This is a genomic window from Prochlorococcus sp. G5PB11, from assembly GCF_059772425.1.
The window spans coordinates 114586-129531 of record NZ_CM186287.1; the positions used below are offsets into that span (position 1 = coordinate 114586).

17 protein-coding genes and 1 other RNA gene are annotated in these 14946 nt (G+C 34.0%); 11 read left to right on the top strand and 7 right to left on the bottom strand.

Annotated elements, in window-relative coordinates; genetic code table 11:
* Positions 1-60 precede the first annotated feature (60 nt).
* The 4 genes from AC6EI0_RS00555 to AC6EI0_RS00570 are packed head-to-tail and all read left to right on the top strand — an operon-like array spanning position 61 to position 3659.
* Positions 61-465 (top strand): lactoylglutathione lyase, encoded by a 405-nt coding sequence (locus AC6EI0_RS00555; protein ID WP_498522602.1) that lies wholly within the window; start codon positions 61-63, stop codon positions 463-465.
* Positions 462-1028 (top strand): uracil-DNA glycosylase, encoded by a 567-nt coding sequence (locus AC6EI0_RS00560; protein ID WP_498522603.1) that lies wholly within the window; start codon positions 462-464, stop codon positions 1026-1028. Before AC6EI0_RS00555 ends, AC6EI0_RS00560 begins: the two co-directional genes overlap by 4 nt.
* Before the next feature lie 49 nt (positions 1029-1077).
* Positions 1078-2301 carry a (E)-4-hydroxy-3-methylbut-2-enyl-diphosphate synthase gene (gene ispG / locus AC6EI0_RS00565; RefSeq protein ID WP_498522604.1) on the top strand — a complete coding sequence of 408 codons (1224 nt, stop codon included), beginning with the start codon at positions 1078-1080 and terminating at the stop codon, positions 2299-2301.
* A 53-nt stretch (positions 2302-2354) separates the two neighbouring features.
* Entirely contained in the window at positions 2355-3659 is a 1305-nt protein-coding gene (locus AC6EI0_RS00570) for a S41 family peptidase (protein WP_498522605.1), read from the top strand.
* Here the strand turns inward: AC6EI0_RS00570 and AC6EI0_RS00575 are convergent, their stop codons facing one another.
* Positions 3660-4214 (bottom strand): DUF1543 domain-containing protein, encoded by a 555-nt coding sequence (locus tag AC6EI0_RS00575; RefSeq protein ID WP_498522606.1) that lies wholly within the window; start codon positions 4212-4214, stop codon positions 3660-3662.
* Positions 4215-4222: 8 nt separating this feature from the next.
* A complete protein-coding gene (gene nadA / locus AC6EI0_RS00580) occupies positions 4223-5194 on the bottom strand; it encodes a quinolinate synthase NadA (protein ID WP_498523557.1) in 972 nt (323 codons plus the stop codon).
* 62 nt (positions 5195-5256) lie between these two features.
* On the opposite strand from nadA, the gene AC6EI0_RS00585 reads away from it, so the two are divergent.
* Positions 5257-6099, top strand: coding sequence for a TIGR04168 family protein (locus tag AC6EI0_RS00585; protein WP_498523558.1), 843 nt, complete (start codon positions 5257-5259; stop codon positions 6097-6099).
* 34 nt (positions 6100-6133) lie between these two features.
* On the opposite strand, the gene AC6EI0_RS00590 is transcribed toward AC6EI0_RS00585, so the two are convergent.
* Positions 6134-6886, bottom strand: coding sequence for a TPM domain-containing protein (locus AC6EI0_RS00590; RefSeq protein WP_498522607.1), 753 nt, complete (start codon positions 6884-6886; stop codon positions 6134-6136).
* Between the two features lie 86 nt (positions 6887-6972).
* Here AC6EI0_RS00590 and AC6EI0_RS00595 point away from each other — a divergent pair, with 86 nt between their 5' ends.
* Positions 6973-8175, top strand: a complete 1203-nt coding sequence (locus AC6EI0_RS00595; RefSeq protein WP_498522608.1) for a class I SAM-dependent methyltransferase — start codon at positions 6973-6975, stop codon at positions 8173-8175.
* Here AC6EI0_RS00595 and aroB read toward each other — a convergent pair.
* Complete coding sequence (aroB, locus tag AC6EI0_RS00600) at positions 8168-9274, bottom strand: 3-dehydroquinate synthase (RefSeq protein WP_498522609.1); 1107 nt, start codon at positions 9272-9274, stop codon at positions 8168-8170. The two genes, AC6EI0_RS00595 and aroB, sit on opposite strands and share 8 nt — an antisense overlap.
* A 290-nt stretch (positions 9275-9564) precedes the next feature.
* Here aroB and AC6EI0_RS00605 point away from each other — a divergent pair, with 290 nt between their 5' ends.
* A complete protein-coding gene (locus tag AC6EI0_RS00605) occupies positions 9565-10710 on the top strand; it encodes a 5-(carboxyamino)imidazole ribonucleotide synthase (RefSeq protein ID WP_498522610.1) in 1146 nt (381 codons plus the stop codon).
* 21 nt (positions 10711-10731) lie between these two features.
* Positions 10732-10913: non-coding RNA, 6S RNA (gene ssrS, locus AC6EI0_RS00610), on the top strand.
* Positions 10914-11589: 676 nt separating this feature from the next.
* On the opposite strand, the gene AC6EI0_RS00615 is transcribed toward ssrS, so the two are convergent.
* Positions 11590-11940, bottom strand: coding sequence for a hypothetical protein (locus tag AC6EI0_RS00615; protein WP_498462508.1), 351 nt, complete (start codon positions 11938-11940; stop codon positions 11590-11592).
* A 316-nt stretch (positions 11941-12256) separates the two neighbouring features.
* Positions 12257-12469, bottom strand: coding sequence for a hypothetical protein (locus AC6EI0_RS00620; RefSeq protein ID WP_498522611.1), 213 nt, complete (start codon positions 12467-12469; stop codon positions 12257-12259).
* 959 nt (positions 12470-13428) lie between these two features.
* Between AC6EI0_RS00620 and AC6EI0_RS00625 the strand changes: the two genes are divergently transcribed.
* The 3 genes from AC6EI0_RS00625 to AC6EI0_RS00635 all read left to right on the top strand — a co-directional run bounded on the left by AC6EI0_RS00625 (position 13429) and on the right by AC6EI0_RS00635 (position 14166).
* Positions 13429-13608 (top strand): DUF8633 family putative protein, encoded by a 180-nt coding sequence (locus AC6EI0_RS00625; protein WP_498522612.1) that lies wholly within the window; start codon positions 13429-13431, stop codon positions 13606-13608.
* Positions 13609-13696: 88 nt separating this feature from the next.
* Positions 13697-13843 (top strand): hypothetical protein, encoded by a 147-nt coding sequence (locus AC6EI0_RS00630; RefSeq protein WP_498462511.1) that lies wholly within the window; start codon positions 13697-13699, stop codon positions 13841-13843.
* Between the two features lie 167 nt (positions 13844-14010).
* Entirely contained in the window at positions 14011-14166 is a 156-nt protein-coding gene (locus tag AC6EI0_RS00635; RefSeq protein WP_498522613.1) for a hypothetical protein, read from the top strand.
* Positions 14167-14319: 153 nt separating this feature from the next.
* Here the strand turns inward: AC6EI0_RS00635 and AC6EI0_RS00640 are convergent, their stop codons facing one another.
* Positions 14320-14496: a hypothetical protein gene (locus tag AC6EI0_RS00640; protein ID WP_498522614.1), complete on the bottom strand. Its 177-nt coding sequence runs from the start codon at positions 14494-14496 to the stop codon at positions 14320-14322.
* Positions 14497-14946: the final 450 nt, after the last annotated feature.

Consider the following 14946-nt stretch of genomic DNA (forward strand, 5'->3'; position numbering starts at 1 on the left):
TTTAAAGTGAATTGATGTAATTACAAATTTACTACTTAATCAGATACTTGCATGCCTTTGATGAACATAAACTTTGTAATCGCTTCTAAAAACCCAAAAGAATTGTCTGGATTTTATGCCAAGATCAACTCTGACAAGGTGAATGAAGGTTTCAATGAAACTCATTATTTTATTTCATTAAGTAATCGATCCAAAATACATTTTTATCTACCTAATGAAAATCACGAATGGCAAAGGAAAGGAAACACAACTTCACTGTGTTTTCAACGCGAACCTTGTGAAGATCCTTCAAAAATCATAGAAAGCTGGACATCAGAGATCTTGAAAATTGGAGGTAGTGCTAAGGGAATCGCAAAATTGGCAAACTTTGGTTCTGAGCAATGGATGCTTGATCCAGAAAAAAATCAATTCTTAATTTGGGTGCCATATCGTTCAAGTAGATCAGATATGGAGGCTTTAATTTGAGTAATAACATCCCCCCTGATAAGGATATTTCTGATGTTCTTAATTTAGGCAATCCCATAAACAAAATCGTTGTATCAAGAGGAACCCCCTTAGCTAAGTTGATGATTGTGGGAGAGGCTCCGGGCGCAAAGGAGGAGGAGTTAGGAGAGCCTTTTGTCGGAAGATCTGGAAAGTTACTAGATCAATTGCTTCAAAATGCGGGGATTGATATCAGCCAAGATGTTTATTTTTGCAACGTGGTCAAATGTAGACCGCCAAAAAATAGACGCCCAACAAAGCTTGAAATTCAAGAAAACCTTCCCTGGTTGTATCAACAAATCAACCTTATAAATCCAGAAATCATAGCTCTTGTTGGGTCTACAGCATTAGAAGCAATTTTAAAAAATAAGTCCCCAATAAGCATTCTCAGGGGTAAATGGATTAATTGGGATGGAAGACTTGTTATGCCAATTTTTCATCCAGCTTATTTACTCAGAAATCAATCAAAAGAGGATGGTTCTCCAATGTGGTTAACTAAATCGGATTTTTCTAAAATCAAAGAAAAAATTAATACTTTAAAATAGCCCTCAGATATGTCATTCTTGTTTATTAAAGAGGCTCAATTGTTAACTCATGATTGCGACCCTGGAAAAAGATAAGAAAGAAAATAATGTTTCACAGCGTTATAGCACCAGAATTATTCGTAGAGATACTAGACCTGTAATGGTTGGAGATATTGGCATCGGAGGGGATAATCCAGTTCGTGTTCAGTCAATGATTAATGAAGATACGATGGATATTGAGGGTTCTACTGCTGCTATAAGAAGATTGCATGAAATAGGATGTGAGATTGTCAGATTAACGGTCCCCACTCTTGCAAGCGCAAAAGCTGTTGGAGAAATCAAGAAACTCCTAGCTAGTACTTATCAACCAGTTCCATTGGTGGCGGATGTTCACCACAATGGAATGAAAATAGCTTTAGAGGTTGCAAAGCATGTTGATAAAGTTCGTATTAATCCAGGATTATTTGTCTTTGAAAGACCTGATCCAAATAGAACTGAATTTACAGATAATGAAATAAAAGCAATTAAAAAGAAGATTATTCAAAAATTTGAACCAATTGTTAATACTTTAAAAGAGCAAAATAAGGCACTTAGAATAGGAGTTAATCATGGATCATTAGCAGAGAGAATGTTATTTGCGTATGGAGATACACCTTATGGGATGGTTGAATCAGCAATGGAATTCATAAGAATTTGTGATTCATTAGATTTTCACAATATTGTAGTTTCAATGAAGGCTTCGCGACCTCCAGTCATGCTCGCTGCTTATAGAATGATGGCTGACACTATGGATAAAGAAGGATTTAATTATCCTTTGCATTTGGGTGTAACTGAAGCTGGTGATGGAGATTATGGAAGAATAAAAAGTACAGCTGGAATAGGAACTTTATTATCGGAGGGGATTGGCGACACAATAAGAGTTTCCCTTACTGAGGCACCTGAGAAGGAAATACCGGTTGCTTATTCAATTTTGCAAGCAGTTGGACTTAGAAAAACCATGGTTGAATATATTAGTTGTCCCAGCTGCGGGAGAACATTGTTTAACTTAGAAGAAGTTGTGGCGAAAGTAAGAGCAGCTACTGTTCATTTGACAGGACTAGATATAGCAGTTATGGGTTGTATAGTTAATGGACCTGGAGAGATGGCAGATGCTGATTATGGTTATGTAGGTAAGGGGGTTGGAACCATTGCCCTTTATAGAAATAGAGATGAAATCAAGAGGGTGCCTGAGGATGAAGGTGTTCAGGCCTTGGTTGATTTAATTAAAGAAGATGGTAAATGGGTAGACCCATAAAAATAGAAAATATATTTTAATTGTTTTATTATTAGAAAAATTATTTAATAATTATGTTGAATAGATTTTTAAAAATATTTTTATTAATAGCTATTTTCCCTTCGCCATCTTTTCCCTTCCAGGCTAATTCTTCTACTTTGATTACTGATAATCCAAAGGAGATTATTGATCAGGTATGGCAAATTATATATCGCGACTTTTTGGACTATTCAGGAAAATATAATCCAGAAGATTGGATTAAATTAAGAAAGGAAATACTAACAACTAAATATTTTGATAATGAAGATGCATATATTGCCATAAAAGACATGTTGAAGGGATTAGATGATCCTTATACAAGATTTTTAGATCCTAAAGAATTCAATGAAATGAAAATAGATACAACGGGTGAGTTGATGGGAGTAGGTATTCAAATTTCTCTAGATGAAGTTACTAATCAAATTGTTGTTGTCTCGCCAATAGAAGGTACTCCTGCTTTTCAAGCAGGAATTAAACCAAAGGATATAATTGTATCTATTGACGGTAATCCTATCGAAGGTATTGGTATAGATGGTACCGTTAAACTTATTCGAGGTAAAAAAGGAACGAAAGTTGAACTAGGTATTATTAGAGACGAAGAGTTAGTAAATGTCTCATTAATAAGAGATAAAATTGAAATTAATGTGGTTGATAGTCGAATTAACAATACAGTTATAGGTGCAAAAATTGGTTATCTAAGGTTGAAACAATTTAATGCAAAATCTCCAAAAGAAATGAGTTTATCGATTGATAAGTTAGAAAAACAACAACCTTTTGGTTATGTATTAGATCTTAGAAGTAACCCTGGTGGTTTACTTGAGGCAAGCATTGAAATAGCTAGGCAATGGATAAACACAGGAATTATTGTTAGTACTAAAACAAAAGATGGGATTACTGATATTAGAAAAGCACAACGTAGAGCTTTAACTAAAAGACCAGTGGTAGTTTTAATCGATGAAGGATCTGCGAGTGCTAGCGAGATTCTTTCTGGAGCAATTCAAGATAACAAAAGAGGAGTATTGGTTGGAAAGAAGACTTTTGGTAAGGGACTAGTGCAGTCTGTGAGATCTCTATCTGATGGCTCTGGACTAACAGTTACAGTCGCTAAATATTTAACTCCAAGTGGTAAAGATATTAATAAAAATGGAATTGAACCTGATATTAGAGTAGATCTTTTGTTGAATGATAAAAATAAATTAACAAATTCAGATCTAGGAACTTTAAAAGATAGTCAATATGTTGCTGCTGAGGATATATTGCTTAAAAACTATAAGTTTGAAGGTGATAAAAATTCTTATAATCCCTTAAAATCTAATTTAGGATTCGCCCTGAAAAAATAACTAAAACTTATCAATTCTTTTATATCCATACCAATCTGGAATCAGCTTTTCACTTCTTTTTTCTGGATCTGGGATTAAATTTATTTCCCAATTCTTTATTTTTATAGGATGTAAATCGTCAATTTTTTCTAAATAATGTATACCTGAGTAATCATCATTATGTTTTAAATCTAAATTTGATACCCAAATTTTTTTGGCTTTTCTCTTTGCCTCAATAGCCTTTTTTGCGACAATTAAATTGAATTCATGTTCTTCATACATCTTTTTTGGATTGTATCCGCCTAAATTAACAAACCAAAGTGAAAAATCTTCTATTCGTTGACGAATTAAACTATCTTTATTGGATTTAGATATGACTATTTCATATCCATCAACATATTTAACACACTTATAACTATCAATGTGAAGTCCACTTCTCTTCCCCACCCATTGTTTTCTAAGCTCAGGAAATGTATCCTCTATTGTTTCACCTAGAACCCATCTTACATCGTGTATTTCTATATTGCTTTTTGAGCATCTTCCCCCTAATACAACAATAAAAAGGGATAAATTCATAAGTTAATTTAATTACTCATATCCAGCATCTTTTTCAGTGGCTTGAAGGCCATTGATCTTATTTGTTCGTCCATGTGTAATTCTGGTTTCATTTCTTTTAGACAATTTAATACTTTTTCTAATGTATTCATTCTCATGTATGGACATTCATTGCAACTACACCCATCTAGTCCAGGTACTTCTATATAGGTCTTTAAAGGGTCTGTTAATCTCATTTGATGAATTATTCCTGGCTCAGTGAGAACGATAAATTTATCATTCTCGCTATCTTTAGAGTAATTCAATAATTTGCTTGTTGAACCTATGAAATCTGCCAAATCTAATAGGTTCTCTTGACATTCTGGGTGGGCAAGTACTTCTGCTGTTGGGTTCTTTATTTTTAACTTTAAAAGAGATTCTTCGTTAAAAGTTTCATGAACAAGACATCTTCCAGGCCATAAGGTTAACTTTCGGCCACTTTGACGTTCAACCCATCTACCAAGATTCCTGTCTGGGGAAAATAAAATTGGTAAATCTATGGGTAATTGTTTTACAAGATCAACAGCGTTACTGCTTGTACAAATTAAATCGCTTTTTGCTTTTACAGCGGCGCTGCAATTTATGTAACTAATTGCAAAATGATTTGGATGTTTATCTAAGAATTTCTGGAAGTCATCTGGCTGGCAGTCGTCTGCAAGTGTGCACCCAGCATCAAAGTCAGGAAGAAGAACAGTTTTATTTGGACATAAGATTTTTGCTGTTTCAGCCATGAAATGAACGCCACAAAAAACAATTACATCAGCATTTGTCTCAGAGGCTTTTCTGGATAACTCAAGAGAATCTCCGATGAAATCAGCTATGTCTTGTATCTCAGGCTCTTGATAGTAATGAGCAAGAATTATTGCATTTCTTTTTTTACGCAAAGAATTGATCTCATCAATGAGATTATTGCTTTTATTTGAGACTGATGTATCAGTCTTGTAATAGGAAACAGTGGTAATTAGTTTCCAAATGAACGTGTTGGGGCAGTATAGAGGTTAATTTCCTAAATAATCTGTCAGATATCCGAATTGCTATCGCCGGGGATTTGCATGGGTCATGGAGTCAGGATGATCTGGATTTGCTTTTGGCGTTAAATCCTGATGGGGTTTTATTTGTTGGCGACTTGTCAGATGGTGATTTAAGAATTGTTCGGGCAATAAGTAAAATTTCTATTCCCACATCAGTAATACTTGGAAATCACGATAGAGGGAAAGACGGGTCTGGCGAAATTTTAAAAGCACAACTGGATTTGTTAGGTGATAAGAATTGTGCCTGGAAATTGTCTAAATGGAAATTAAATGAGTTGTCAGTAGTTGGAGCCAGACCTTGCAGTGGTGGTGGTGGTTTTTTCTTAACACAAGAAGTTAAGTCTGTGTTCGGGGAGGTAAGCCTTGATCAATCTGTCTTTAGGATCGTTACTGCTGCCAAGTCTGCACCATTAGATTTCCCTTTATTAATACTTGCTCATTCAGGACCAGTTGGGCTTGGCTCAGAGTCATCAAGCCTTTGTGGCAGGGATTGGAAATTGCCATCAATGGATTGGGGCGATAAAGATCTTGGTATCGCAATAGATCAAATTCGTAAATTTAGGGTCCCAGAATTAGTCGTGTTCGGTCACACGCATCATCAATTAAGAATTGGTGGAAATCGTACAAGAAAAACTTTTACTCAAGATCTATGGGGTACATCATATTTAAATGCAGCTTGTGTTCCCAGAAGAGGTATTGATTCTGCAGGAGAAAATTTATGTCATTTCTCTTGGGTTGAGTTTTCGAACGGCAAGCTGATGCATGCATCCCATAGATGGTTCAGGAATGATGGGTCATTAGCTTATAAAGAGATTTTATTGAATCAAAAAAATTAGTATTGATTTAATTTAAATTGTGGCTAAAACATTTTCATTTAATTTGCTCATTTAAATCAGGATCCTTAAATTTTTTTTCTGCAATCAAATAAGCACCAACAGCAGAACCTATAAATCCCAGAATATTTCTCATTAAAGGCAAAACATCATTAGTTCTTGTTACTACAGGAGCAATGCCAAAAATGCCAAATAGCATTATCCAAAGAGGTGAGAGGAGCAATAGCCAGCCTAATGAAAATGATTCATCACCTTTCCTTGGAGAAGCAGCGAAACCTGCAATGATTCCACCCAAGAGAGAGGTTAACAATGTCCATTGCCATTGTTCCTGAGGTAAGCCAGGTACCACTTCGCAACCACCACGATCTAAACAGGTTTCTACAGCTTTGATTGAAGCTAATATTGCACCATCCTCACCGTTATCTCTTACATAAAATTGGTTTCCAAATCTTGTTTGTAATTCTACCCAAAAAATTCTGGGCATTAAGGCAAAATATGCATCGCCAACATTAAAACTAAGCAAATTCCCGCCTCTTGGATCGGCAATTATGAGTAAGCTTGTCTCATCAAGATTCCAATAGTCTTTGACAGCCAAACCAGGAGTTTGTTCATATTGCGACAAAACTCTTATTTTCCATCCAGTTTCTTGTTCATAAGTATTAAGTGAGGTTTCTAAATCTAATCTTTGTTTCTGACTGAGAGTCTTTGCAAGATCGATTATTGGTGTTTGTTCTTTTGGTAAGAGTTCAGGATTATCGTAAGCAAATGTGCCTTCTCCCATTGAAAACATTATCACTAGTCCCAGGCAGAAAATTATGACTTTCTTAAATGATTTTTTTAGCATGTGCTTGATTCTCTTTAAACATATTCTCCATCATGATTGACCCGACTGCGAGATGCCCAAAGTGGTTGATCGAACGGATTGTTGATTGTGGTGGCTCAATAAGTTTCCACAAGTATATGGATTTAGTTTTAAATGATCCTGAAAATGGATTTTATTCAACTGGGAGATTGAATATTGGAAGGGATGGAGATTTTTGCACCTCACCATCTTTGGGTAATGATTTTGCACGTTTATTAGCTATTCAAATTGTTGATTGGTTTTTAGATTTAGAAAAATCAGGAACCAAAGCCGAATTACTTTCACTTGTTGAGATTGGACCAGGAGAAGGAACTTTATCAAGAGATTTAATAGTCGCTATTGCTGAAATTTCACCTGCTTTAATCAGTAGAATTGAGCTTGTTTTAATTGAGTTAAATCTAGGTATGAAAAAACGACAAGAAAAAGTAGTTAATAACTTAGAGGGCATTAATGTTCGGTGGAGCAACATAGAAGATCTTATTTTAAGGCCAGTAACAGGTGTAGTTATTGCAAATGAGGTTTTAGATGCTCTACCAGTAGAGAGATTAGTCTTTACTGAAAATAATGTATTTAGACAAGGAGTTTCTTTGAGAAAATTAAATGATGAATATTTTTTGGAGTTTGTTGACCTCAGACCGACTTCAGAAATTATGAAATTTTTGCAGAATTCGAATGGTCTTTTAAATATTGAGTTCCCACCAAAGGGTATCTGTGACAGATGGATTACTGAATGGCATTGTGATTTGCCGAATTTGTTTGAAAGATTGTCTAAGATATTAATCAATGGCTCTTTATTAGTTGTCGATTATGCGATGGAATCTAGGCGATATTACAGCGCAATTAGAAAGGACGGTACTCTTATTTCTTACAGGAATCAAAAGGCAAATTCAGATATTTTGAAAGACCCTGGTTTAAGTGATTTAACAGCTCATTTATGTATTGAATCAACTATTAATTATGCCATGACAAACGGATGGAAGTTTATGGGTGAGACTAGGCAGGGACAGGCTCTATTGGCATTAGGACTTTCAAAATTTCTATTTTCTCTTCAAAATATGAGTAGTCAAGATTTATCGGCCGCTTTAAATCGAAGGGAGTCATTGTTGAGGCTCGTTGATCCAACGGGACTGGGGGAATTTAGGTGGTTAGCTTTCCAAAAGGAGAATAGTTATGATGTGGCTTTAAGTAATCGTTTTCTTGAAGAGCCAATTAACTAAGGTTTTGCAAGCATTCATGTATTTCTTGATTAGAGATATCATTAAATAAACTTACTTCACCAATTTTTAAGGGCATAACGAAACTCACTTTGCCGTTTTTGACTTTCTTATCTCCTTGAAGTGAACTTAGAACACTATCTAGTTCAAGCCCAGGCCACTTTGTTGGTAAACCTACTTTCTCTATTAATCTTTTTTGCCTGTTTGCGTCAATCTTTTCCCATAGTCCCCTTTGAAGAGCTAGTTGACCCACTGCAACCATTCCCATTGCTACAGCCTCACCATGAAGCCATTTCCCGTAACCACATAGATTTTCTATTACGTGGCCAAATGTATGTCCATAATTTAAGAATGCTCTAACTCCACTTTCCTTTTCATCTTTTACAACAATTTCTGCCTTGGATTTTGCAGAGCGCTTAATTATCTCTATTAGCAGCCTCTCATTTATTCTTGAAAGATCAGATATATTGTCTTCCTTCTCTAGAAGTTCGAATAGTTCTAGGTCTGATATGATTCCGTACTTTATTATTTCGGCCATACCTGCTTTGAATTCTCTGGCTGGGAGAGTAAATAATGTCTTGGGGTCTATCAACACTAATTTAGGTTGATGAAAAGCACCTATAAGATTTTTACCTTTTGAATGATTTATGCCTGTTTTACCGCCAATTGATGCATCAACCATGGCAAGTAAAGTTGTAGGGATTTGGACTACATGTATTCCACGCAACCAAGTAGCTGCTGCAAATCCAGTCATGTCTCCAATTACACCGCCTCCAAGCGCAATCATTAATGATCCTCTCTCTAACCTGGCTTCATAAGCCGCATCGTGGATTAAATCTATAGAAAGTTGATTTTTTTGCTCTTCGCCTGCTTTTAATATTAGAAGTCTTGGTTTGAATTTATTTTTAATTAGACTTTTAATTATGCAATCACTGTAATGATCTGAGACTTCCTTATTAGAAACGACTAATATTTTTAGCCCATCATTAAAACCAATTTTACGCAGCTCATCTCCTATGCATTCAAGACTATTTTCTCCTATCACTACCTCGTATGGGTTGCTAGTTAAAGAGACTTTTATATTGAGGTTGTCTTTATTCACAATTGTAAGGATGTAAGATTCTTTTTTGATGACTTATTTAGGCTAAACCACCAAAAGATGGAAGTAACTTTATAGTTGATGAACATAATTCATAAACCAATGATATATGTTCATATGCGTTAAGTATTTATTTCGGGATCACAATAATTACACAGTGGAATATTCTGTAGGTTGTGAATAAAGGATGTTTTTATTAAAATCAAAATTCGTACTTATTTGTTTTTCTTAGTACGAAATTTTTGATGTTTGTCTACAAGTGCACAAAGCTTTAAAAATGAGGTCTTGAACTAATGATTGGGGTTGTGGGTGGAGGACAGTTAGCAATGCTTCTTGTTGAGGCTGGAAAAAAAAGAGATGTTGATGTCGTTGTTCAGACAGCAGCTAAAACTGATCCTGCTGCCAAAAAGACAAATCAAGTAGTTCTTCTTAATCCTACTAATGCAGAGGGTACAAAACTTCTTGCGGAAAAGACTCGCTTGATTACTTTTGAAAATGAGTGGATTGATATACCAAGTTTACTTTCTCTTCAAAATAACGGAGTTTCTTTTGTCCCCAGGCTTCAATCAATAAAACCTTTAATTAATAAAATAACTCAAAGAGAGTTGTTAAACAGTCTTGATATTCCCTGCCCTGATTGGTTTTCTATCCCTTTAGAAAAATCATCGAAACTGGAAATCCCTTCCGATTGGGAATTCCCATTGATGGCAAAAGCTGCCAAAGGCGGATATGACGGGAAAGGAACTAAAATTATTAAAAATTTAAAACAACTTCAAGAATTTTTTCTGGTTCAAAACGACGAGCAATGGATGTTAGAAAAATGGGTCTCTTTCGATAAAGAATTATCAATTGTTTCAAGTAGGGATTCAAAAGGAATTGTTCGAAGTTTGCCAATCGTAGAGACATACCAATCTAAACAAGTATGTGACTGGGTCCTGGCTCCAGCAGATATAAATCATGACGTTGATCTTATGGTGAAAAATATCGTATCTTCCTTGTTGGCTGAGTTGGATTATGTTGGAGTTCTTGCTATTGAATTTTTCTATGGATCTGAAGGATTACTTGTAAATGAAATAGCTCCGAGGACTCATAACTCAGGTCATTTTTCGATAGATGCTTGTTCTAGCAGCCAGTTTGATCAGCAAATATGTGTCACTTCTGGTATTGATGTGCCTACGCCTGAAATGCTTGTTAATGGCGCCTTAATGGCAAACTTGCTTGGTTTGCAAGCTGACTATCCAATAACACTCGCTCAGAGGTTAGATAATTTAAGGGCCATTCCTGGTGTGCATCTTCATTGGTATGAAAAAGAAGAAGAAAAAAAAGGAAGGAAGCTTGGACACGTTACTTATCTCTTGAATCATAAAGATGCCTTGTCTAGAAAAAAAGAAGCATTAGATGTTTTAAAAACCATAAGGTCAATATGGCCTACTTCTTGATGAGATTTGGTTTAGATTGTCCTAGTACTGCTTTGTTGGTAAAAGCCTTCTAAAGTGCTCTGATCTGACTCTCTTTCGATTTGGGGATGCTGTCGTGAAAGCAACGTATACCAGCTGGTTCTGGAAACGAAGCCTCACTTTGATTCCCCCTCTGGTTCTTCCAGGTCGATGCTTCTTGGGCCATACGGCAAGGCGGTACTAACCCTTTAGGTCATTGCTATGACTGGGTTAATTAATATTTAATAATCCCTTTCTTCTTGGTGGTCCTACCAAATGGTCCTACCAGGACAGCCTCAAATCTAATTTATGTCAATGATGTAGTTGCTTTTTAATTCTTGAGTCAGTTCAGGTCGATGCTTCTTGGGCTTTACGGCAAAGGCTAACTAATTCCTTAATCAACTTCCATAGTTGCTCTTAGCAGTTTCCTTGAGTTGACATATTGGGTTTGCTCTACCAAAGTGCTGATCCATTCTCAGTATCAAGCATTTAATTCCAGTATGTGAATTGATCAATCGACAGATTGATGTGATGTGATAGTTAAAGGACTGATCGCTAAAGACATAAATCATTCTCTAGCCTGAGTTATTTTTCTCCTTGATAGATTTGGCTGTATCTGACGTTTGTTCCTTATGGTTTATTTTAATTAAATATTTTATATAGTAATGAATTAATGTGATTGGTTGTATCCAATTTTGGAAGGATGATTTAAGACAGCAGCTTAATAGCTATTTAAAATGTTGTTCCAAAGTTTTTTTATTCAATTAAATTTAGGCTTTATTCCCCTGCCCTAATCTAAGTATTATTAGTAAAAAATTAATCAAATATACAAAAATATTTTTATTTTTTATCTTGCGTTTAGGAGCATATGGACAATTGATATCAAGAGGCCAATCCTTTAGCTTGGCGAACCTTTCTAAGTAACTCATGATCTTCTCGTGCCCTTTTATCAAGAATGGCAATGTCCCTTCTGGCTTTTTGATCAACTTTTTGTATGTCCTCTCTTGCTCTTTGATCGAGAAGTGCAACGTCTTTTCTTGCCCTTTGATCTATGTTTTCCAGATCGGCTCTAGCTCGTTGATCAGCATTCTCTAAATCAATTTTTGCTCTTTCTACCATGCTCGTCATTGAGTCGACCATCATTGTTAAAGCTGCGGGAACCTGCTTCTCGGCTGATGAAAATGGGGATTTTTCATTCATACCAATACCAGTGTTTCCTTGATTCGAAGCCATAGATTTAATTAAATTAGGCTCCCATTAATCAGAAGCCTTATTTTTATCATCCTATTATCTCTTTTTATTAGCCCAAAAAACCAAAATCCTCAGAAGAAAAACGAGATGTAATAGAAGCTTGATCAGTCTGCTTTAAAAACTTATTTCTCATCTTTTGAGCTCTTTTCGACTTTTCATGAGATTTAAGTCTTATGACCTTTTAAAAAGAGATCAAAAATTTAAAAGTTAATTATGCAGTTTTAGGTTCTCAATATTAATCTATTTTGTTAAAACAGGGCTAAACTTTATGGCTTAATATATTTCAATTGATAGTGTTTTATTTTGGATAAAGCCTAGCTATCCTTTGTTTTTGATTTTCTATTTCTAGTCTTTTCCTTTCCTTATCCTTGTATGAATCTTCATCTTCATTCAGCCTAAAGAAGACAAAATAAAACAAAACACCTGTAAAGATTAATCCTATGAACAAGATCCAAAAACCAATTAATCCTGTAGGAGATAAATAGTTAATATTAAAAGAATTAACGCTCATTTCTATTACGCAAAAATCAGTTATTATATTCTATCTACAAAAAATAGAAAAAGCAGGGATATCACTCATTTTTAAAATCTAAATTTATTCCACTGTATTTAAATGGTTCATTAACCCTAATGAGAATTTCTACGCATTAACACATTTTAAAATTTTACTAGAATTTATAATTATTAATATTTTAAAATGGAAGAAACCCATAACTATGCTATGAATCTCCTAGTACCATTGATGGGAATTGCACCACTGCTAATGCTCTTTATACTTAGAGGCGATAAAAAAACTAAGGTTAGAAAAAATTGGACAAGATCTACCAATTAAAATTAAACGATGAGATTAAATATTTCTTATTAGACGGATTTAAATTGTATATATGATATTTTTCTCGCTCTTAATTTTTTTCTACTAATGTAAGGGTTTATAAGAAATCCATAACCCTTAGAAGTAAAAAAAAAATCAAAACTTCAACATATCTCTGTTCGGTTTTCACACACGGTGTTCACTTCTTTTCGCTATCTTATACAAGACTAAATCATCTTTTTAGTTTAGAAAACATTCAGTGAGTTTATCTTCGATGCCAAAAAACGAAACTCAACAATTTGCAAAGTTCTTTATTAAAGACCTAAAAATCAAAACACATAAATTTCAGAGCGAAAAATCTGAGATTTCTGAATTAAGCTCTTCATCATCCAGTTAACACTTTATCTTTTACCTCAATTGCTAATACAAAATCTTTGTTTTGTTTTTGCTGAATAGATTACGTATAAAAACTAGATAAATATTTTTCAATTACAGATAATTATTTCTTTTTAAGCTAATTATTAAAATAAAATCTCTTACACAATAATTTGGTTAGTGTTTTATACCTAATATTTTTTTTTTAGAAAAATAAAAACAATCTAAAAAAAAATTAGGATTTTAAAAACTATGCAAATATAACTTAGTTTCATTTGAGTGACATGACCAAACCCATTCAAAGAAAAACCACGCTTAAATGGAGTCCTGATGGAGAATTATCTTCTGTTGATATGACTAGAATAATTCAAGTTCTTGCTAACAAGGAATTAACAGAATGTGCATTAGCGTGTGATGCTAATAAAAGATCCTCAGAGATATTATTTCACTTAAAAGACCGTTGATAAGTGCATTTACCTAAAAAAGTTTTGTTAACTTACCGAGAAATTTAATCGTTCAATAGTATATTTAGTTACTTCTGATTAAAAAAATATGAAAACGGCACAAGACAGATATTTTGAATGTTTAGAAGTTTGTATTGAGGATGAGCAGGGAAAGTCTTGTCGTCAAGTATGCGCACCTATTTTGAATGATGATCCATATGATCATCCTACAGTTCCAATTATTAATAGTAAGTAAATACTTATTTCGGGAATGTTAAATTTCTAATGTTAATTAAATATAATTGGATTTTTAGATAGTTAATTATTAATTCATACTAATTTATACGTTAATGGCCACTTTTTTGATTGGGAGTTAAATTCTAAAATGATTATAGCTATAATTTAAAAATAATTTATTAGACCATGGATACACCTATTTCGCATATCAATTTATTGAATGCAATCTTAGCTTTGTACGTAATTGGTTATCAAATATCTATATGCACCGATTGGAGTTGGATCCCAATGAATAAGGAAGATTATCAACTACCTTATCAAGACAAATGGAGCCGTGTTTGATAGAAATTTACTTAAATATCATTTGTGTGAACTTTTGAAGTATTAATACGAGTGAGGATTAATTGTTTATATCTTTTTAGCGTATTTTCAATTTTGTTTAATTTATTTTAAATGAATGTTGTTACTCTAATAGATCTAAATAACTCTATTTAACTAGATGTTCTGAACTACGTGAAACAAGCCAAATGAGTATCCACCAATAAGAATCCATCCTAGTATTGCCGAAATAATAGTAGATCTTCTGTTATGCCTTCTTATGGCGTTCTCGATCATTTCATTTACATCTTCTCTATTGATCAAACTTGTAGATTTTGGATTGGTAGAAGTCATTGTTTTATGTAAATTTGATGCTTTGAGATTAAATTTGAAATCTTGCCTAAAAAATTCCTATCGAGAATGATTTAGTTTGTGGAAAAGAAGTGGTAATTAATCTCATGAGGTGTTTGATTAGTTTTAGAGGAAAGAACCTTGTGTAAACATTTGTAAAGACTATAATAGATTTTTCTGCTGATCGTGTAGGTAAAATCACTTGATTATGATTTTCATCAAAGTTCTTGTTGTAGCAGCGGAAGTTTTGTGCATATCGAGAATTTAATTGAATTTTCAAGAAAGCCCGATTTTCTCAGTTAATCCTGAAATGATTGATAGCAAGCTTATGCAAGAGATATTAGTGGTCAACTATTATGTTTAATTAAGTGTTTTAAAAGCTGTCTTATTGGCTCACTGCTTTTGCTTTAAAGCTTAAATATATAATTCAGGTTTTGAAGTTAATGCTAAAGA